General features: G+C 46.1%; 21 protein-coding genes. 1 reads left to right on the forward strand and 20 read right to left on the reverse strand.

What is annotated here, in order from left to right:
* The 10 genes from AACZ11_RS10440 to AACZ11_RS10485 form a co-directional block, all read right to left on the reverse strand.
* Positions 1–699: an acylneuraminate cytidylyltransferase family protein gene (locus AACZ11_RS10440; RefSeq protein WP_290627201.1), complete on the reverse strand. Its 699-nt coding sequence runs from the start codon at positions 697–699 to the stop codon at positions 1–3.
* Positions 699–1,862 (reverse strand): UDP-N-acetylglucosamine 2-epimerase, encoded by a 1,164-nt coding sequence (gene neuC, locus AACZ11_RS10445; protein WP_290627203.1) that lies wholly within the window; start codon positions 1,860–1,862, stop codon positions 699–701. The genes AACZ11_RS10440 and neuC overlap by 1 nt, the downstream gene beginning before the upstream one ends.
* Entirely contained in the window at positions 1,859–2,866 is a 1,008-nt protein-coding gene (locus AACZ11_RS10450) for an N-acetylneuraminate synthase family protein (RefSeq protein ID WP_290627205.1), read from the reverse strand. The genes neuC and AACZ11_RS10450 overlap by 4 nt, the downstream gene beginning before the upstream one ends.
* A gap of 69 nt (positions 2,867–2,935) precedes the next feature.
* Entirely contained in the window at positions 2,936–3,958 is a 1,023-nt protein-coding gene (locus AACZ11_RS10455; protein WP_290627207.1) for a glycosyltransferase family A protein, read from the reverse strand.
* A 5-nt stretch (positions 3,959–3,963) separates the two neighbouring features.
* Positions 3,964–4,872 carry a glycosyltransferase family A protein gene (locus tag AACZ11_RS10460; RefSeq protein WP_290627209.1) on the reverse strand — a complete coding sequence of 303 codons (909 nt, stop codon included), beginning with the start codon at positions 4,870–4,872 and terminating at the stop codon, positions 3,964–3,966.
* Positions 4,857–5,633, reverse strand: a complete 777-nt coding sequence (locus tag AACZ11_RS10465; protein ID WP_290627211.1) for a glycosyltransferase family 2 protein — start codon at positions 5,631–5,633, stop codon at positions 4,857–4,859. Before AACZ11_RS10465 ends, AACZ11_RS10460 begins: the two co-directional genes overlap by 16 nt.
* Positions 5,634–5,637: 4 nt before the next feature.
* Positions 5,638–6,549 carry a class I SAM-dependent methyltransferase gene (locus tag AACZ11_RS10470; protein ID WP_290627213.1) on the reverse strand — a complete coding sequence of 304 codons (912 nt, stop codon included), beginning with the start codon at positions 6,547–6,549 and terminating at the stop codon, positions 5,638–5,640.
* Positions 6,546–7,790 (reverse strand): glycosyltransferase, encoded by a 1,245-nt coding sequence (locus AACZ11_RS10475; protein ID WP_290627215.1) that lies wholly within the window; start codon positions 7,788–7,790, stop codon positions 6,546–6,548. The genes AACZ11_RS10470 and AACZ11_RS10475 overlap by 4 nt, the downstream gene beginning before the upstream one ends.
* Entirely contained in the window at positions 7,787–8,542 is a 756-nt protein-coding gene (locus tag AACZ11_RS10480; protein WP_290627217.1) for a glycosyltransferase, read from the reverse strand. Before AACZ11_RS10480 ends, AACZ11_RS10475 begins: the two co-directional genes overlap by 4 nt.
* A gap of 16 nt (positions 8,543–8,558) precedes the next feature.
* A complete protein-coding gene (locus AACZ11_RS10485) occupies positions 8,559–9,386 on the reverse strand; it encodes a glycosyltransferase family 2 protein (protein ID WP_290627219.1) in 828 nt (275 codons plus the stop codon).
* Positions 9,387–9,503: 117 nt separating this feature from the next.
* Here AACZ11_RS10485 and AACZ11_RS10490 point away from each other — a divergent pair, with 117 nt between their 5' ends.
* Positions 9,504–10,178 (forward strand): sulfotransferase family 2 domain-containing protein, encoded by a 675-nt coding sequence (locus AACZ11_RS10490; RefSeq protein WP_290627221.1) that lies wholly within the window; start codon positions 9,504–9,506, stop codon positions 10,176–10,178.
* A gap of 3 nt (positions 10,179–10,181) precedes the next feature.
* Here AACZ11_RS10490 and AACZ11_RS10495 read toward each other — a convergent pair whose 3' ends face one another.
* The 10 genes from AACZ11_RS10495 to AACZ11_RS10540 form a co-directional block, all read right to left on the reverse strand.
* Complete coding sequence (locus AACZ11_RS10495; protein ID WP_339832393.1) at positions 10,182–11,138, reverse strand: nucleotide-diphospho-sugar transferase; 957 nt, start codon at positions 11,136–11,138, stop codon at positions 10,182–10,184.
* A 42-nt stretch (positions 11,139–11,180) separates the two neighbouring features.
* Positions 11,181–12,074, reverse strand: coding sequence for a glycosyltransferase family 2 protein (locus AACZ11_RS10500; protein ID WP_290628736.1), 894 nt, complete (start codon positions 12,072–12,074; stop codon positions 11,181–11,183).
* Positions 12,074–13,144 (reverse strand): glycoside hydrolase family 99-like domain-containing protein, encoded by a 1,071-nt coding sequence (locus AACZ11_RS10505; protein WP_290628735.1) that lies wholly within the window; start codon positions 13,142–13,144, stop codon positions 12,074–12,076. Before AACZ11_RS10505 ends, AACZ11_RS10500 begins: the two co-directional genes overlap by 1 nt.
* Positions 13,141–13,923 carry a class I SAM-dependent methyltransferase gene (locus tag AACZ11_RS10510; RefSeq protein WP_290628734.1) on the reverse strand — a complete coding sequence of 261 codons (783 nt, stop codon included), beginning with the start codon at positions 13,921–13,923 and terminating at the stop codon, positions 13,141–13,143. The genes AACZ11_RS10505 and AACZ11_RS10510 overlap by 4 nt, the downstream gene beginning before the upstream one ends.
* 19 nt (positions 13,924–13,942) lie before the next feature.
* Complete coding sequence (locus AACZ11_RS10515; protein ID WP_290628733.1) at positions 13,943–14,740, reverse strand: glycosyltransferase family 2 protein; 798 nt, start codon at positions 14,738–14,740, stop codon at positions 13,943–13,945.
* Positions 14,737–15,528: a glycosyltransferase family 2 protein gene (locus AACZ11_RS10520; RefSeq protein WP_290628732.1), complete on the reverse strand. Its 792-nt coding sequence runs from the start codon at positions 15,526–15,528 to the stop codon at positions 14,737–14,739. Before AACZ11_RS10520 ends, AACZ11_RS10515 begins: the two co-directional genes overlap by 4 nt.
* Positions 15,528–16,277, reverse strand: a complete 750-nt coding sequence (locus tag AACZ11_RS10525; RefSeq protein ID WP_290628731.1) for an FkbM family methyltransferase — start codon at positions 16,275–16,277, stop codon at positions 15,528–15,530. The genes AACZ11_RS10520 and AACZ11_RS10525 overlap by 1 nt, the downstream gene beginning before the upstream one ends.
* Entirely contained in the window at positions 16,274–17,566 is a 1,293-nt protein-coding gene (locus AACZ11_RS10530; RefSeq protein WP_290628730.1) for a glycosyltransferase, read from the reverse strand. The genes AACZ11_RS10525 and AACZ11_RS10530 overlap by 4 nt, the downstream gene beginning before the upstream one ends.
* A complete protein-coding gene (locus tag AACZ11_RS10535; protein WP_290628729.1) occupies positions 17,563–18,540 on the reverse strand; it encodes a class I SAM-dependent methyltransferase in 978 nt (325 codons plus the stop codon). The genes AACZ11_RS10530 and AACZ11_RS10535 overlap by 4 nt, the downstream gene beginning before the upstream one ends.
* Positions 18,530–19,992: polysaccharide pyruvyl transferase family protein (locus AACZ11_RS10540; RefSeq protein WP_290628728.1), on the reverse strand; the 1,463-nt coding region annotated here is incomplete at its 5' end. The genes AACZ11_RS10540 and AACZ11_RS10535, both read right to left, overlap by 11 nt.

Here is a 19,992-nt window from a genome sequence, read left to right on the forward strand (position 1 = left end):
CTAAAAATACAGTTTTTTATAAAGTTGTTCGGCCCGCTCCCAATCTTCCGGCGTATCGATATTTACATGTCGTTCGGGATCCAATTCGATCCATCCTATCCGGGAACCGTACAAGGAATCCTGCTTCAGGATCACTTCGGTCTTGGTGATGTATATCGCTCCATCGCGGATATAGGCATCCGGCAGTTCTTGTCTTCTTTTTATGATGGTGGTATCACCCGTAGAGATGGTTAGTTGTCCTGCTTCGGAAGGGGTAAAGACCCAATGCGGATTGTATTGGTGGGGCACTTTCTGAACAGAAAGCAGGGTGTCTACCTTGTCCTTCTTGAATTTTTCGATGGCGGCATCAATATCTGAAGCCGTGCGAAACGGCGTGGTCACCTGAAGCAAACAAACGGCATCGAAACGATCGCCTTGTTCTGCCATGGTCTCTAAGGCGTGCTGTACGACCGCTAAGGAACCTGAATGGTCTTCGGCTAAATGGGCCGGACGCTCAAAGGGGACATCGACTCCTAGGGAATGTGCAAGCGTCCTAAGTGTAGCATCTTCGGAAGAAAAAATGACGCGATCGAGACTTTTTGCTTTCTTCGCCGCTTCTATGGTATACTGCAGTAAAGGCTTTCCGCCCAATTCCTTACGGTTCTTATGCGGAATCCCTTTACTCCCGCCTCGTGCCGGTATGAGTCCCAGAATACGCATTAGTAGGTGATGGTTTTATGAAAACGCAGATCGATGGTGGCCAATAGATCGGCGATCTTCTTTCCGCTGTCGCCGTTCCCGTAGACAGCGCTTCGGCTGTTACGAGGTTGGCTCATTTGGGATGCGATGGCTTCTTTGATGGACGCTTCGTCATAAGCCACATCAATGACATTGGTTCCGCGCAGTCTGCGGTTCTGTCGGGTGCCAATGTTCACCACCGGAACACCGAGAAACGAACATTCACGGATGCCTACGCTGCTATTGCCCACCAGCACATTGCTGTGAAGCAGTAGTTTTAAGAAATCGATGGGTTCCATATTCTTCAGGAACCGGATGTGCTGCGGATTGTATTTTTCACGGAAGGAGCGGATACCGTTCGACGTACCGTCCGATCCCGCATCTACGTTGGGCCAGAACCAAAAGGTGGGTATCTTGAGTTCGTGGATCACCCGTAAGGTCTTTTGGACATCTTCCTTTGCCTGATGGTATTCGGTGGTGACGGGATGTTGCATGACGACCAGGTAATCCCCCGAGGCCGACACAGGACCTCCTACCCCACCGTATTTGGTGACCGGATCGAAATCCATTGTAGGATCCTGAAGGACTTGGGCAGCGATATCAATGGACGGACAGCCGGTATTAAACACATACGCCGCATCCTCTCCCATTTTCTGTACACGCGCTTTCGCATCCTCTGAGGTCACAAAATGAATGTCGGCTAATTTGGTATTGGCATGCCGTACCTTTTCATCGATATTACCCGTGACCTCACCCCCTTGCAGGTGCACTAAGGGAATGTTTTGATAGGCCGCTGCAATCGAGGTAGCGATGGTCTCAAAACGATCGGCGATGGTGATCACTGCGTCCGGTTGCAGATTGTAAAAGACATTGGCGAGTTCCATCACCCCTAGGCCCGTGGTCTTGGCCATAGCGGTCTTGTTTTCTCCTTCCAATACCATAAATACTTTTTCATGGATGGTAAATCCATCCTTCTCTATAAAATGAACGGCTGTCCCGTAACGATCTAATAAGGCCGAACCGGCCACCACCAACTGTAATTCTAATCCGGGGTGTTCTTTGATGGCTTGCAACGCCGTCTTCACCCTGCTGTAGGAGGGTCGAGCAGTGATCACGGCACATATCTTTCGTGGGGTCTTATTCATGAATCCAGATCTTCTTCGGTTAAAAAATCCCAGGCGTTCAGGTCCCGGGACAAGGTGCGTCCCAATACGGCTTCAAAGTGTGAAGCGTCAAGACCGTATCCTTTGGGCTTTTTTGCTTCAAGATCATCGAAGGTAAGTCGGTGTCCTTTGGGTAATGATTTGTTCACCGCCAATGATTTCTCAAAAATGGTCTTTAGTTCTTCAAACGATCGCACATCGGTCTTATCGATGGGATGCGCCAGGGCTGTGGCAACAGCCTCCGCACCCTGCACCAGTTGTTCGGCTTGTTCCATGGTGAGTGACGCAGCTACATCGGGTCCAAACTGATCTTTGTGGAAGACCACGTGGAATTCCAGGAGTGTGGCACCCAGAGCCACGGCTGCGATGCCGGCGGCAACAGTCCCCGAATGGTCCGAAAAACCTACCGGCACCTCGTAACGGGACTTGAGCTCCGCTATCATATTGAGTCCGTATTGTTCGGGTTGTGTGGGATAGCTTGTAGTGCATTGTAAGAGCGAAAAATTCGCCTTGTGTTCTTTCAGAAAAGCGACCGTAGTATCCAATTCGTCCAGCGAACTCATGCCGCTCGAGACCAAAATGGGTTTTCCGGTGGCTATGATCTTCTTCAGCAACAGCAGATTGGTAACCTCACCGCTTCCCACTTTGTAGTATTCCACACCGGCCTGTTCCAGCACATCCACCGCCGCATTACTAAACGGACTGCTTATAAAGGTAAGGCCTGCCGCTTTGCAATGCTCCCCAATGCCTACCCATTGTTCGGGTGTGAACTCCATACGTTTCCAATAGTCGTAACGGGTTGCATCCTGGGTAGAGAACCGAACCCGGAAAGGTTCATGAATACTGCTCTCTGCATGGGCGATATGGGTTTGGAACTTGATCGCATTCACGCCTGTCTTTGCCACCGCATCGATGTATGCATGGAGCATTCCTAAACTGCCCTCATGGGCCTGACCTATTTCGGCTATGGTGAAAATCAAAGGCATATGGTTAGATAATCTCAAAGGTAACATTTAAATACTTCCGAAGAAATCTTCGGAAAAACATATATACTTTTAATTCGAATAGCATGCTGCATCCTTTTTTGACAGTCCTTTTTGTTGCAGGAACCAGGTCCAGAACGGCTTCCGAAGCAGGAGTTTTTCTACCATCCAACGTCCTATTCGTGTTCGTACGCCCCGTCGGGATGTGCCCAGCTCCGGTAATGGAATTTCATGGTTGCTATCATCCTCCAATTGCCGGAGCCGTTCCAGCATCCAGGCTTCTGCCACATTCCCCATGTGATAGGTGTGGTTGGCTTCGGTTGCGAGACGCCAATAGCCTTGATCGGCCACAGGTTGATCGAGATGCTGCCGCACGCTTAGACCCCCCAATTTATATTCGGAATATGCCACTTCTTGTTCTGTTAACAAATGTCCGCGATAGGTTGCGACAAAATGTCCCGCGCCCAGCACTGCATGGGTCTCTTTGCCTTCTAAGCGAAGGACATTGGACATATGACACGATCTATAGAAGTCGGGTGCACCAATACTTTCTGCAAAGTGCGTGAGTGCCTCCGTGTCTTTTGGGGGTACGAACCGTAATTTCCCTGAAAAAAGATACCGTCCCAGAATGGGAGCCGTATGGTATTTCAATAGTTTCGGGTTGGGGGTGGTGGTCACACAGCCGGTCTTTGGAAACTCTTTAAAAACCGCATAGGTGGCTTCCTGCCATCCATTTAAAAAAAGGACATCGGCATCGGAGACGGTCACCAGCGGAAATCGGTGGCCGCTACTGCCCTTGAAAACGGCATTGATCTTCCCGATGTTGCGGGTATGGATCAACTCATGGATCTGCTCTTGCCTATACAAGGTCTCCAAATACTCCGCAACCCCCTCATGACTTCCATTATTGACAACGGTAATAAAAGTGCGTGGGTGGGAAGTTTTAAAGAGGGATTCGAGACAGTATTTTAAAATGGTAACACCGTGCTCAAAGTACCCTTCCTCATCCGGGATATAGACCGGCACCACTACCTGATGGTAATAGGTTGTCTCTGCTTCTTGCTGATCTTTTACAGGATTGAGTCCTACACGCATGGGGTTTATTTTCGTTTCTTCAAAAGTATTTTGCCTAACACCTTGAGATTCCCAAATGTAAGAAACCAAAAAGGATCCAACCTAAAGAGTCGCAGAAAACTTCCCCACGGTTGCTCTTTGTATTCCTTTAATTGTTTGATCACCAGCTGTCGCTTCAGTTGCCGATAGTGTGCTTTCGTAAGATGCCCTTCGGCGTATGCCTTGTCCACACATCGCTGTAAATGCAATGGAAGATCTACATAGTGCGTGGTGTTCTTAACACTGCTGCTGTCATGCTTCCGATAAAAGGCCAAAGAGCTATCCAGATAGTAGAAGCGGGTATGGAAGGAGCAGCGCGTCCAGTATTCGGTGTCTTCGCCGGCCTGTGCCATGTTGGTATTGAAATAGCCCACTGCTTTCACCACATCTTTGCGAAGCAGGACCGTAGGTGTCATCAAGGTCCATTGTCCGGCCATACGGCCCTTCACATCCCCATGTTTCACTTCGGGGCTGCCGGGACGACCTATACTAGTGCCGGTAGGGGTTCCGTTGGTATCAATGACGGTGCAATAGCCGTGTACCAAACCGTATTCCGGTTTGGCCTCCAGTAGTGCCACCTGCTGTTCCAGTTTTTGTGGAGGCCATAGGTCGTCGTCATCTACAAAAGCGATGTACGCTCCTTTGGCGCGATCGATCCCTACATTACGCGGGCGGGCGGGCCCACCGCTATTTTCGATCTTTAGGTAATGTACTTTAGGAAAAGCGGCGCACAGCTGCTTGTTGGTTTCTCCGGGCGTGCCGTCATCGATCACCCACACTTCGTAGTGGGCATAGGACTGTGCCTCGATACTTTTCAAGGTGAGCGCCAGGAATTCGGGACGGTTAAAGGTGGGGATGATAATGCTTACCTGTGGATTGCTCATGATCTTCTCCATTTATTGAGCACCCTTTTTAAGAGTCCTGTTACCGTATTGCGTTTGGCGCGATTGGCACGTTGCTCGGCGATAACCGCAGCCTTGTGTGCTTCGTAATCATCACCATACAACGTTCGAAGCAATCGCTCGTCCTCGGCTTTCTTTTGTGTGATATAGGCAGGATCATTGCTAAGACCGCTGCGATCGAACAAGGTTAGGAAGTACGGCAGGTGGGTAAAGACGATATCCTCCGTAAGAAAACACTGCAGATAAAAAGCACGGTCGGCCGCAATGGCATAACTAGTGTCATAGCCCCCCATCCTTTCGAAGACCGAGCGCTTAAAGAGCGTACTTTGATGCGGCAGAGAGGTTTTCATAAAATACCAGGGTGGTAAATGGTCGGGGTAGCGCTTCTCACCATCTGCAAACAGATAATCCCCGTAAATGATATCCCCTTTGAACAAGGGGTGCGACATAAAATCGGATAACGCTTGGGGGCTAGTCAAAACATCCCCACTGTTGAGGAACAGCAGGTACTCCCCTTGCGCCTTCGCTATCCCTTTGTTCATGGCATGGTAAATCCCTTCATCGGGTTCGCTCACCCAATACTCAATTTGGTCGGACGCCTGTTCGATCAACGCCACGCTGCCGTCGGTAGAGCCACCGTCGATCACAATGTATTCTATAGGCTCCAGCTTTTGTTGACATACCGATGCGATCGTTTGCTCAAGGCCCTTGGCATTGTTGTAATTTATTGTGATGACAGAAACCGGATACTTCATCTTACTATGCTGTTTTTTCGATCCATAGATTCCCGCCGGCATTCTTTCGGGCCAAGGGCAATGCCTCGAACAGATCGCTGTGATGTTGGTGTAAATAATGAGAGAACAAGCGAATGCTGTAGGTCTCATTATGCATTAGAAAAGCGCGCAGTATATAATTCTCGTTCCAATTCCTTCCGCCGTAGACCCAGCCCTTGGGATATTCGAACGGATAAAAGATATCGTGAAAATGAATGAAGACACCCGGCGCAAGGACCGGTAAGATATCGAACAGGATGTAGTTCACATCACTACCGCACTTTGAAACATGAGTACTGTCAATAAACAGGATGTCGCCCTTTTCCAAGGTTTCAAAGAACGAAAGGGGTACGTCCTGCACCTTCTTTTCCAGCAAGGTACTACGGGAGGCGTCTTCTTCTGAAATGGTATCCAAAAGGCGTTTGGGATAGGGCTCTATGAACGTCAGTTCCATTGCATTGGAAAAGAACAGTTCGTTCACATCCAACATCAGTGAAGAAGAGTAGCCCGAGCCTACCTCTATCATCCGTTTGGGCGTAAGGTGTCGCAACATGCTGTACAGAAAGATCCCATCGGTATAGGTGTACATGGGATTGTCAAAACGATAGCGCAGTCCTTCTTGCGTACCAGCGCCATAAGGCATCTCGGCATAATAAGCAGCGAAGGACCGTACGAGGGCTTTTTGCGCCTCAGTATTCAGCGCAATGCCCGGAATACCGTCTGTGTGGAGACCCTTCCAAATATCCTCTTCCCTGGCCTTCACTTCCTCTACCGATACAATGGGTGAGTAATAATGCCCGGGAGGATAGCAGGCATTCTTTTTATAGGTCTCGACCTGTGTGTGCAGCCCCCTAATATAAGGCAGCCTGTTCAGGAAGTGCTGAAGTGTTTTTTTCATGGGGCGCTGACGAGTTTTTGATAGAGTTCATGATACTGCTGTCCTTGTTGAGCCGGATCGAAATGTGCTTTGGCATAGGCCGAAACGGTGCCGGCTTCGTAACGATGGTGTTCCTTCGCCATTTTTTTGATCTTCTTAGCGAGTGCTTTGGCCGTGACCTCTTTGGCCAACATGCCGGTAACACCTTTCTTAACATGCGTTTTCATCCCACCCACCCGAAAGGCGATCACCGGTGTCCCGCACGCAAAGGACTCTAACATGACATTGGGTAGATTGTCCTCGGTACTGGGCAACACCACAGTATCGGCCGCATGGTAATAGTCCCGCAGGGCTTCAAGTGAGGAAACCATCCCTACCGAGTGTACGGTGTGGGTTTCGTGTTTTGTGTTTATGCTTCCCTTCCCAACGGTCAATACGGTGAGCGATAGCTTCGGAAGGGCTTCCAGCGCCTCTAAGAATAGCTGTATGCCTTTTCTGGGAATGTCCAAACTGCCGGCAACCAGTAACAGCACGAAGGTATCTGCATCGATCCCAAGCGACTGTCTTACGGTTTCCGTCTTGCTTTCAGTAAAAAAAAGCGGATCCACAGGATTGGCAATACATTTCTGAAGCGAAATGTGATCGAAGACCCCACTGTCGTGCGCGGCTTCCAACAGCCACTGTGACGGTGCCACAATAGCCCCATTATCGATATGTAACAAAGCTTTTCGTTTATGAATGCGCACCCGTGCTTCCAAGCGAGGGATGCGAGGCGCATTACCTACTTCATCCTTTTTGTAATGAAACAGCCCCGAGAACGGATTACGGTCGTGAAGGGTCCACACAATGGGTTTGGTATTCGCCGTAAAGAACCGCTCGTAATCCAGAATCCCGCTCACCCAATGCAAATGAAGTACATCGGCTTCCTGTACCAACGGATGCTCTTGCAGCTCGAATTTTGAATAGGGCAGGCTTACGTGTTCGTAGTGTAGCAAATGTTTTCGGTCGCGCAAGTTCGCTTCCAGCAAATGGGCTTCCGAAGGATACATCCAATGCCCCAGCTTTCGTAAAATCCTTTTACTTTGGGACGGGCGCTGGTAGGCAAAGAAGGGATCCTCTACCTCTGCGCCCTCAAAGTTCACACAGCGGTCCTTGGCCAGAAAGCCTGACGCAACGCCTTCGGCCCGCAAAGCCGTATGCAGTCGCCAGGCCGCGATCCCGGCCCCTCCCCGGGACGATGTGGTGATGTGTAAGACTTTCATGCGGATGCGCTATGACGCAGACGGTGATACAATTTACGACTGAACTCCCGTCCGTACCGCTGAAAATAAGAAAAAGGATAGCCATACCCAAGGTAATCGGTAAGAACCGTACCTAAATGGGCCAGTAATTGCCCTACCGATTCGTTCTTTTGTCGGGCCCAAGAGTGGTCCCATAAATGGACGGCAATGCTGTTAGGCGTTGTAAATGCTGTATGCGCCTCATCCTTGCGGTCATAGGGCAAGGCATAGAATACATCGGAATCGAATAATCGCTCGTTGGAAGCAAGTCGGTCTTGTGCAATAAGCTCCTTAAAGGTGTGGGTGATCACGGGGGGGTTAAAGCCATCGAAACGCTTGTCGGCATAGAAATCGCACATGGCTTGAAGGAAGCGATGCCCGGAAACGGCGCCGAAGCATCCGTAGGCGACCCGGTCGGGGACCTCAAAGCCTGAAAAGAAATCATAGGTACGCAGGCGATCCGGAGACTGTAACAACAGCATATCGGTATCCAAATAGATACCCCCATGTTCCAAGAGTGCCTGCACACGTACCGCATCGGCAGCGAATGCATAGCGCTTTTTGCGCAGGGCATCTTTGACAAAAGGTTGCAGATAAGGCTTGCTTGTCGTCTCATTCCACTCTTTGATCTCGTAATCCGGACAATGGATACGCCAGCTTTCCATGCATTGCTTCGCCACCGCACTTTTGGGATGCGGCCCGAACCAGCAATAATGTAGAATCTTTGGGATCATTACAAAAGGATCATATTCATTTTAGGTCACGTAGTTTCTTTCCCGTGAACAGGAACAATAGCACCCGAAGTACTGCCGATACAACCTTTCGACCCGGCCCCGATGCTTCCAGTGCGGCTAACATCTTAAATCGATGTAGTTGGAATTGTTCTAGTTTGCGGTAATCTTTCAGAAAGAATCCATATTCCTCTGCAAGTACCTTCTTGCGTTCTTGCTTCCGGATATTGGTTCCTTGGGCTGTGGCACTCATTCCATCCAGATAGTAAACGCTTACAACAGTATGCACTGCCTTATAACTGCACTGTTTCCGAACCAGTGCATCCAAAAAGAATTTCCAGTCGGCAGTGATACGAAGACTCGTGTCGTACCCCCCGGAAGTGTCAAACAGGGTTCGTTTGATGCATACCGATTGATGCGCCAAGGTCTTATGATAGAGGTAAGAAAATTGAAGAACGTCAGGATGTGCCTTTACGTAGTCGGTCCCATCCCCTTTTACCTGAATGTCGAAAGCGATAAGATCATGCCCGTCCAAGTGCGGTAGCATGGTGGCAGCACTGGTGTCATTGTGGAAATGGTCTCCACTGTTCAGGAAGAGTACGTAGGTGCCGGTTGCTGTGGCGATCCCTTTGTTCATGGCATCATACACGCCGTTATCGGGTTCACTGGACCAATAGGAAATGTGCTCGTCATGGCCTTCAAGCAGCGCGACACTGTCATCGGTAGATTTTCCATCGATCACTATAAACTCAATGTCCTTGGCTTGTTGAGTCATCACACTTTTAATCGTGCGCTCCAGACCATGAACGTTGTTATAATTTACTGTAATAATGGAAAGTTTTACCATGGTGCGTTACTGCGTTCTCTTTTCCTATTTAACATAGAGGTGTACTGATGTAAGGTCTTGTAAATATACTTTTTTATATAAGATTACCTATTTTAGCACTGCCGGTAATTTAACACTATGATCTCGAAAGAACATCAATGTATATACATTCACATCCCGAAGACTGCCGGAACCAGTATTGAAAAGAAATTAGGTCATTTCGACGAATTGACCTTTGGCGTGCAGGATCACAGAACATTGCAGGAAATTAAAGACAGCGCCAACAGGATACGCTACCTGCAAAAATCAATGTATGCTGTGAAACGAAATAATTTCAAAAGAGTGCTTCACAATTTGAAACATGCCTTGGAACCGGATATTACCCCACGACAATTTAAAGACTATTATAAATTCACCTTTGTTAGAAACTCATGGTCACGAACGTATTCATGGTATACCATGATCATGAAAGATGATTTTTTTCATAAAAAGAAATATCAAATGGATGTGAATCCCTTAAGCTTTAAGGAATTTGTAAAGCAAAAAGTTGACGCGAAAAGCCTTTCCCAATTGCGGTATATCCGTACAGATAAAGGAATGGCTGATATCGATTTTATTGGGCGTTTTGAGAATCTAAACGACGATTTTGCACTAGTCTGCGACAGGCTTGCCATCGCTGACAGTACCTTACCGCGACTAAACTCGTATGCATACACTGATTACAGAGATGCGTACGACCCCGAAACCAAAGACTTGGTCTATACATTATTTAAAGAGGAGATAGACTGTTTTAAATTCGAGTTTGGTGAATAGTCCCTATGTTTGACGAGTGACCAGGCGTTCCCACTTTTTACGCACCTTCTTTAGAAGCAACGTATAGTCAATAGCAAGATGTTGCCATTTTTCCGCTACAAAGCGTTTCTCGTAATTAGGATCCAAACGAGGAACAAAAGTTCCTGTTTCCTGGACATCGATGGACGCTACTGTTAGTGACTGCGCATCCAATCCTTCCATCTTCTTGGTATGCGTGGCGGCTTCGTTAAAGCCTATATTCGTGACCAAATTGACATTCGGGCGTATCACGTACCGCTCGTTCTTCAGGCAGGTATAGACCCACTGATAATCCCAAGTATCGATCTTGCCGTGGAGCACCCGCTTAAAGTGACCGCGCCATAAGGCATACCATTCCTCCAGCGGCCATCGGGTGTCGAGTTTCAGAGCGTTGAGCAAGCTTGACCCGTGGGTAAAGTCCTCCTGCAACGATACGCGCTGCCAGGTATCATGCACCAATTGGTTCGATCGTTTCCATGTGGCCCATCCCCACATGTTGAAATAACGGGTAAGGCCATAGGGATGCTCCTTGTTCTCGTAGCCCATGTTGCAACCATTGATCGAAAAGATGTCAGTATCGTATTGGTACCGGTGTAAGAGGGTTGATGCATACGAAAAGAAAGAAGAATGTGGGATGATATCATCCTCCAGGATGATACCCATTTCTTCTGTTTCGAAAAACCAATCCAACGCCCCTTGTACCGCTTTTCCGCATCCTAAATTCTCTTCCCGAAACAAGGTTCGTACCTCACAATCCCAGTCGATATGGGTCCGTACATAGTCCCGAACCTCAGCACAAACTGCTGCTTCTCCCGCAACGGTACGACGCGGACCGTCGGCAGCGATGTATAACTTCTTGGGTTGCACCTTTTGGAGCACCGCAAAACTCTCCTTGGTTTCAAGGGGCCTGTTAAAGATCAAATAGAGAACGGGTGCTTGCAATGTCGTTTTGGTTTATTCAATTAGGTTGCTGTATCCTTTTTATCAGTTGGGTGTCCTTTTGAGTTTCCGTACCACCCTTCGAAACAAGTTCATATAGTAATTCGGTTTGAACGTAGCCTCGATGTGTTGTAACAGTGATGACTTGACCGTTTCCGACAGGGTGGACTTCCGAACCAGATCACTGTAAAACCGTATAGCTCTTGCATTATGATGGTAATAGTTCCCTAAGGACTTTATACATACACGGGACACCCGCACGGCCTCTCTGTAAAATACTTCATTATTATACAGGCCTTCGGTCGTAGCCGTATGATGCTTTCGGTAATACGAGAGCGGTTGGTTTACAAAATAGACATTGGCTTTGGTGAGTATGTGATTCCAGAGCGACCAGTCCCCACAGATCCTAAAATTACAAATATGTGCTAACTGACGCTTACTTACGAACTTCTTATTGAACAACACACAGTTGGCGTTGATAAATAGATTGCCGGTGATCATTTCTGTGCTGAGCAACGCGGTGCCCTTATGGTAACCTTCATCCAGCGCAATGTATTCCTTGCTTTCTTTATCTTCCACAATGACCAAGCCTGAAAAAACGATCCCAACCTCTTTTTGGAAATAAGGGACTAAGGTCTCGAGGAACGCTTCGTCGGTATAATCATCACTTTCTGCAATCCATACATAATCGCTCTTGGCCAGTGCTATCCCTTTTTTCCATTGGTTAAAGGGACCGCCTGAATTTGTTTCATTGACGATGAAATGTGATACCTGAGGTCTGTTCGCGTATTCCTGTAATACAGCTACGCTGTTATCTGTGGAGCAGTCGTCCAAAAGGATCACTTCAAAATCGCTGTACGTCTGATTAAAAATAGAATCCAGCCGTTGCCTGAGATACGGTTCGTGATTATAATTTGGGACGATAATAGAGACCATCATTATGTATAGTTTTCTAATACGCTTTTTGTCGCTTCTAAATAAGACAGCCCGTACTTTCGACAGGGCTCCAAATGATTGCCCTCGGCCCATTCATTCATGGCATTGATAAAGATGAAGTTCTCATCTTCACTGTACACTACCGATTTCCGAATGGCTTCCTCCAGCCATTTTTTATACAGCTCGGGACTGCTGCCTACTGCCACGGTACCATGAATCCCTTTTCTTGGTGTATTGTCCCAGGCAGGTGTTACCGATCTGAAGAACGGATATTCCGGTTGTTGCCTTGCCAGAGAAACCTGTACCCCTTTTTCAAAATCCTTGAACGATAGTTGATGCTTTTCTTTTTTAAAGAAGGATCTCTTGTGTTTGGGTGCACAGTCGTAAGACAGGATGGCATGCGCCGAAAATTCCACAGCCGCATCAAAGCCATACGCTGTGGGGTCATCATGGGTATTAAAGCTTTCCGTCATACACAGATAAAGGCCGGGGAAACCGTATTCTTCCACTGCAATGGTACGCCATAAGGCCAAGGTTTCTTTGATATCGGGAAACAGACTGTGCCGGTAGATCATAAAGACCGGAGCACCCTTCACTGTAATATATCTTTTATCGTTAAACACGTTTTCGCACAGCCAGCGTATGTGCGCTTTATCATCTTCTTTGGAATAGGTCTGTTCCATGAGGATATCCTGTTCTTGCCCATCCCACCGTCGGGTCCAGTTCTCATTGGCCCAACAATACATAAAAGGCATATCGGGTCTCCCTAGCTCTAACATAGCGTCGAGTGGTCTGTGAAGCAATCGTTTTCCGTTGAACCAGTAGTGGTAGTAACAAAACCCGTAGATATCGTATGCCTTTGCGAGGTTTGCCTGTGCCTCTCTGGCCTCGGGTAAACGCAGATCGTAGAAACCGAGATCGGCAGGTAACTGCGGCTGATAATGACCATCGAACAAGGGACGTGCCTTGGTGACATTGGTCCATTCGGTGAATCCCTTGCCCCACCACGCGTCGTTCTCCGGAATGGGGTGGAATTGCGGTAACACAAAGGCTATGGCTCTTCTTTTACTCAAATTCTTGGTTTTTTAGCGACAATGATCTCTCTGAACTCAGCTCGTATACCATGATCCAGATCGTCGTAATAGACGATTTCACATTCGGCTCCTGTGTGTTCCTTAATGTAATCAACAATGTCATATCCCCAGTGCATGGTCACGGGAGACCCCTTATGGTCCACCGGGTTACCGTGCCATTCGGGTTCAAAGAGGAATACAGGCTCCCCTTGAGCCCCTTTGGTGGCCCAGCGCTGGGTGGGTTTGAATCTGTTGATCAACGGTACCGAGAAAATATGTGCCCCGCCGGGCTTAAGGGTTCTATGGATCTCCTTAAAAGCTTTGTCGGGCTCGTAAATATGTTCCATCACGTCGGAGGTGATCACGAGATCGAAACGCTCATCCTCGAACGTCTGTTGCTCCAGATCTTCGTTTCGTACGCCCTTGACGATGGCTCCCGGTGTTTCCCCATAGAAAAACTGTGTTTCCAGATACGATTCGGCTTCTTTCTTTAATCGTTTGCTATGGCCACTGTTTCCCGGTGAGGATTCGTGGATCGTTAGTTGTTTCCACTGAGGATACTGCGCCATGATCGTAAGCATTAATGCCCGTTCTCTTGGAATGGAGCCGCACTGCGTACATTTAAAATAATCCCGTAACCACTGATGCCGTGAAATGAATACCACATCCTGTTCACAACAGGGACAGTACCCCTGTTGCTTGAAAAAGAAAGAACCTATACGATTCTCGTAGAGGGACTTCACTTTCTTTCGTATATATTTCTTTAGCCGGTTCTTCAAATTGGGTATAATTTACGGGTTATTTTTGTAACATTTTACTAAAATAATATCGTAAAGGTGCCTGTGCACGTTGCCTTCTTTTGACTTCGTGATAGCATTGAAACATAGGTGTATTGACCAAGGCATTAAAGAGACCAATGTTAAAATACCGTAGGATATTATCGACTCTGTCCTTAGCGAATGCTTCATCGATACCTTCCGTTGAAACTCCTCCGGCGGCAAAATAGGCAATGGTTTGGTCTATGTATTGAAAGGGAGACCTCGCCCAACATCTTAAATTGAGATCCCAATCGGATACGACACGATAGCGTGTATCAAACAGACCGACCACATCTTTTATAAATCGGGACCGGTACAGCATGGCCTGATGGCAAATATTCTTATTGAGCAGTTTTGGAAGATCGAACGGACCGTCGTACAGCGTTCCGTCGTTCGCCCACCCTGTATCCCCTTCGATTTCTGCATTGCCATAGACCACATGGGCCTTTGTTTCAGAAAGTATCGTATTGAGTTTTTCAAGGGTATCATCGGCATGCAAGCGGTCATCGCTGCCCATAAAGTATAACCAAGCACCATTTGAGCAGTGGATACCTTTGTTCATCGCATCGTAAATACCGGTATCTTTTTCACTGTATACTGCCAAGTTCGGAAGAGATTCTTGAAAGGATTTGGCTACGGCTACCGTATCGTCTGTAGAGGCTCCGTCCATGATCAACACCTCAACATCTTTGAACGTCTGATTGGCAATACTCGCCAAAGAAACCGACAAACTTTCTTCAGAATTAAACGTGGGTATGATGATGGAGAATGTTATCATAGATTTTCAATCCAATTAATTGTGGCTGCTCTCGTCTTCTTACGTTGCTTTACCCATTTCAACCGTATTCTTTCTACAAACGACATTCTTTTGAGGTGGCTGTGAACGGCACGGTCTGCTTCTTCCATATAATTCTTTGCGTCTGCGGATTTCTGACCTTCTCTTTTTCTGAAGGCTGCCAGTTGTCTTTTGGTACAATACATGGGTTTGTACTGAAAGAACCGCAGCCATAGTTCAAAATCGGCTGCAACCTGATAGGCTGTATCCAATCGCCCCCCTGTCTTTTCCCACAAGGACCTGCGCCAAAAGGTAGATTCCTGCTGAATGAAGGAAAAGTCTTTTCGGTATTGGTAGCTGTAAAAATAAGCTTTTGTCGCCACGGGATCGCGCTGAAACAGCAGTACTCCCTTTTCGTCGATCACCGAGGGGTATCCCTGCAGCCATGAAACTTCCCGGTGGCGTGTAAAGACCTCGGCCACAAACTGTAAGGAGCCCTCCCACAGTACATCATCACTGTTGATCCAGCACATGATCTCGCCTGTAGCTTTCTGAAATCCTTTGTTGAGGGCGTGGTACATGCCTTCGTCCGCTTCACTTACCCAATAGTGTAAACGATCTTGGTATTCCTTTAGGATCGTAACCGAATCGTCCGTGCTGCCACCGTCCATCACAATATACTCCAAATTGGGATATCCCTGATCCAGGACCGAACGCAGGGTTTGTTCCAAAAAGGCACCCTGATTGTAGTTGGGCGTTACGACTGATATCTTTGGATAGTGCTGCTGCATTACTTGTATTTGATATAACGGAATGTCGGGTCGTCCTTCTTGATAAAAAAGATATCCATCTGCCAAAAGGCCCCGTCGTATTCCCGCGCCATAAGATCGACCACTTCCAACGGACGAAAACCCAATTTCTGCATGTAGTCACAGAGCTCCCAAAAGCAAAGGCTGTTAGATTCGATATTAAAATTATACGCTTCAATAATGATGAGATTCGCTTGTGAGATCACCTGTTCGGCCCCCTCCAAAATAGGAACTTCAAAGCCATGGGTATCGAGCTTTAACAGAAAGGGGGGCTGCAATCCTCTTTTCTCGATCTCAGAATCCAAGGATATCACAGGCACTTCAATGGAGTGTTCGTCAAACGGGGTTTCGGAAGCAATGCCTCCAAAGAGCTCCGCATTGTTGAAATAGATAGTCCCGTTCGCTTTCCCTGCGGCCGCCAGTACAAACGAGGCGTTCGCATGTGTGGCGGCAAACTGTTGCAGCCCGTGGAGATGCTCCTGTTGGGCCTCCACCAAAAAGTAGTGGGCATCCGGATAGGCAGCCATACACTCGGCCGACCACCGACCGTCGGATGCACCCACGTCTATCACGGTCTGTATGGGTAGGTTTCGTTGTTTACACCGTTGCAGCGCTTCGCGGGTTGAAAAAGGATTCCCCCGGGAAACGACTTTCTTTTGAGGCGGTCTCGGCTCGATCTTGGAAACCTTATACCCTGCTTTTCGCAGTATTTTTTTTACCAGCTTTTTCATGGAGTGGTGATCTGTTTCTTACCTAACAGCGTATTATATAATTGCAAATGATTCTCAACCTGTACATTTTGATCGTAGGTATGCATCGCCTCATTTCTTATCTGTTCTCGATTGAGATTTTGTCCTTCATTTAAAAACTGTACTATCGTTCTGCGAAGGGATTCTGCATTTTTCTCCTTTGTAAGATAACCGTTTTTTCCGTGTTGCACCATATCAACAATCCCACCAACCGGAAAGCCAATAACCGGTGTACCGCACATGAGGGATTCAAGAACGGTATTCGGCAAATTGTCCATGAGTGAGGGTATCACAAATACATCTGCTGCAGAATAGGCGTGACTCATGGTAATCTCATCTTCAATTCGTCCCAAGGCAATGTATTGATTGTTACCCGTCATTGCTTGCGCTTGTCCTCCTATTGAACATAGAATAATTTTTTCATCATCCATGAGATCAAAAGCTTTTTGTAGAAAAGCAAATCCCTTACGAGTCTTGTCCACAGAATCGGCTACAAATAAAATGACCTTTTTATCCAAAGGTAAATTCAGAAGTTTTCTTGCGTCCGAGCGATCTCTGTTTTTAAAAACTGAAGAATCTATTCCGTTAGGAATGATGCTTCTGGGATAGCGCTGGAAGAAGCTGTTTTTGCCTACTTCATTATACATCCATCTACAAAGTGTCACTATATGTAAGTTAGCCACACCTTTCAGGGCGCGTTGTTTTAAGGCTGTATTCTTTTTAAAAATGCTTTGTTCTTCCTTAGATACCATACGATCCATGGGGAAGCCATCTTCATTCATGCCCAAATAGGTTTCCTCGTAATGTTCTCCTCCCGAAAAAGGGTTCATATCGTGGAACGTCCATACAACTGGCTTGGTATTCTTCCTGAAAAAAGTTTCAAAGTCCAAGAATTCAGCTACCCAATGCAGATGGATGATATCCGCTTCTTGGTACAGAGGCGAATTCGTAATGTCGAATGGTGTATCGGGAAAACTGAAATATTCCAAACGTGTATCCCTTTCCTTAAGGAACTGAACTTTTTTATCGTTTGGATCAACATGTAAAATACCGAATCGCTTTAATAGCGATTTGATCTTAGTTATGAACTTTTGGTTTTTGGTTTTCCTTTTTGGCTGGGGTTGGTACACAAATACTTGATGTGTTTTCTTCTGTTGTTCACGCAGCAACACTTTTGACTGAACTCCTGCTCGTAATAACCCGGCGTGCAAACGCAAACACGCGTTCGCGGCACCGCCACTGTCAAATGTATTTACAAGTAGTACTTTCATTTGGGTTGTTTTTGAGCGTAAATACAAATTCCCGAAGAAAGACCTAATGCCTGCAAGAGTTTTCTAAAGAGTAGGTTGGCATAAGACACACTTAGCGCCAGGGCTTTCCTTATTCTTAATTTTAAGATTGACTTGATTATATTCTTCGCCTTTGGGGATGGAATATTTGGCCAATACACCGGATGCCCCAGACGATAATGTACTTTTTCTTTTGGCTTTAAATTATTGGATTCCAGCAATCCCGCTAAATTATTCATTCTAAAACCAAATAAATGCCGCGGTGGATCAACTGCAAATGGTCGCTTGAACAAGAGATTCAAAAATGACACATTCTGGAAATTCTTTTTATATAGATCGAGATAGAATTTTCGAACACCTCCTTTAATTAAAAGTTCGATACCGGCATTATTATCAGTTTCAATAATTAATAAGCCGTTTGGTTTAACAATATTGGAAATCCCTTCCATAACTGCGGTGGGATCTGTAACATGTTCGATCACGTGTCTAAAAAAAACAATATCGTAGCGCTCTTTGTTAGTGCTAAAGAATTCAGATAAATCCTTCTCAATAATATTCTCAAGTTGTAAATGTTCTTTGGCAAATTGAACTGAAACCGGATCTTTTTCAACTAAAATGGCATGCAGGTCATGAGAAGCTGCCGCCTTTGAATAATACCCCAAACCTCCGCCAAGGTCTAAAAATGTTGTGGTGCTGTCAGGTGAAATACGCAACTTTTTTAAAACATCTAAATACCCTTGCATGGAGTGTGCTGCCCATGTCATCTTCTTTTCATCAAATGAAACAGTGAGATCAGAATACATGCCATTGTAGTAGGTATTTAAAACCTCATCTGTGGGTTGCGGAAATACAAAGGCGACTTTACATTCCGGGCATCGGTGAATGTTTCCAAAACTACCCTTATTTTTAAATAATAATTTGGGCTTGATGTCTGTTTGGCACACCTTACATATCATGTGGTTGTATATTTTTATTCAAGATATCCTCTACCTTCATAAGGTGCGTTAGGCTTTCGTTATCGGTTAGGTAATTCAATATCTTGCCTCCTAGCGTATAATCTATGGCAATAAAATTGGTTTCCAAGGTGTGTGCAAATAAGACGGAATGAAAACGCATGCAAATATTGAGACGAGACCTTTTCATGGACTCCGCTATATTCGCTACGGTAGATAATCGTTTATTGAAATAGATACGTTTGTCGTCTTTAAAATATTTTTGAATGAAATAACGTGAAAAATCTCTATCATCGTTACCAATTACAAAATTGTGCATATGGTGCAATTCTATCCTCTCAACGCCCAATTCATCGGCCTGTTCTTTAATGAGTGCTGCGAGACCTTCTTCTAACTTGTGCTTCGCAACTATGAATTCGTCTTTGGTACCATTAAAATATTCAAAAGTCCACTCGCGCAGATAACAGCTAAGAATGTTCTCCTTCTCTACTTCTAAAGTGGCATTGATCTTTGTTAGATACTTTTTAGCAGGATCTCCGAAAAACTCGATCTCTTTCTCAATTCCATACGCTTTTGCCGTTTCGATACTCTGCTTGTCTCTTAACTTTATTTGGTCACTAAGTTTTAGAATATCCTTTACGGCAGTTTCAAATCTTTCAGACTTTAAGGGACCAATACCGCAACCAAAGACAACAGTTTTCTTTTTATAGGCTTTGGCTACTTTGAATCCTAATAAAGGAACAAACAATTCATTGATATCCATTAAAGGCCCACCGCCCATTACGATAATGTCAGAGCTCTTGGCATATGCCAATAGATCAAAGGTTTTTGTAGAGACCACTTTCGCATCTATCGCTAATTCCATACAGGTTCTTTCTGTTATGAAAGGATAGATGCTTCCGATAACAAATTCAGCATTGGAATACAGGTTTTTGTAATGATCCACAATGCCTCCCAAAATTGCCTTATCCCCTACGGTTTCAGTACCATACCAGCCCACAATAAAGATGCGAGTTTTGGATGCAACTTTGGGGATTTTCTTGATCCATCTGGCTATGGAGACAATTTTTTGAGCGTACTCTATGTTCAGGTATTTAGCATAAAGTTCTTTATTCTTTTCAATTGCTATTTCACGTGGCGTGATAGGCGCGTGATAATCGTGAATGCAACTGCTACAGTTTTCTCTAAGTATCCGTTCTTTTTCGGCAAACTGTTCTTTATAGATGTTTTGTGAAGACCCTTCCAATGCGTTACCAATCTCCTTCGATTTTGGTGCACAATAACTAAGTTGCCCTTTGGAACCTAACACAATGCCATCGTTATGATACGGGCATCCTATCAATCGGTCTCCTCCCAAAAGTATGTTTTGAATACTCGAATACGTACGGTTGAACATTTCAAACGTCTCATAGGTATGTTTTAATTTTTCAAAGAACAGTAATAAATGATAGGTCT

The sequence above is a fragment of the uncultured Altibacter sp. genome, from assembly GCF_963972995.1.
In the GTDB taxonomy this organism is placed as follows: Bacteria; Bacteroidota; Bacteroidia; order Flavobacteriales; family Flavobacteriaceae; genus Altibacter.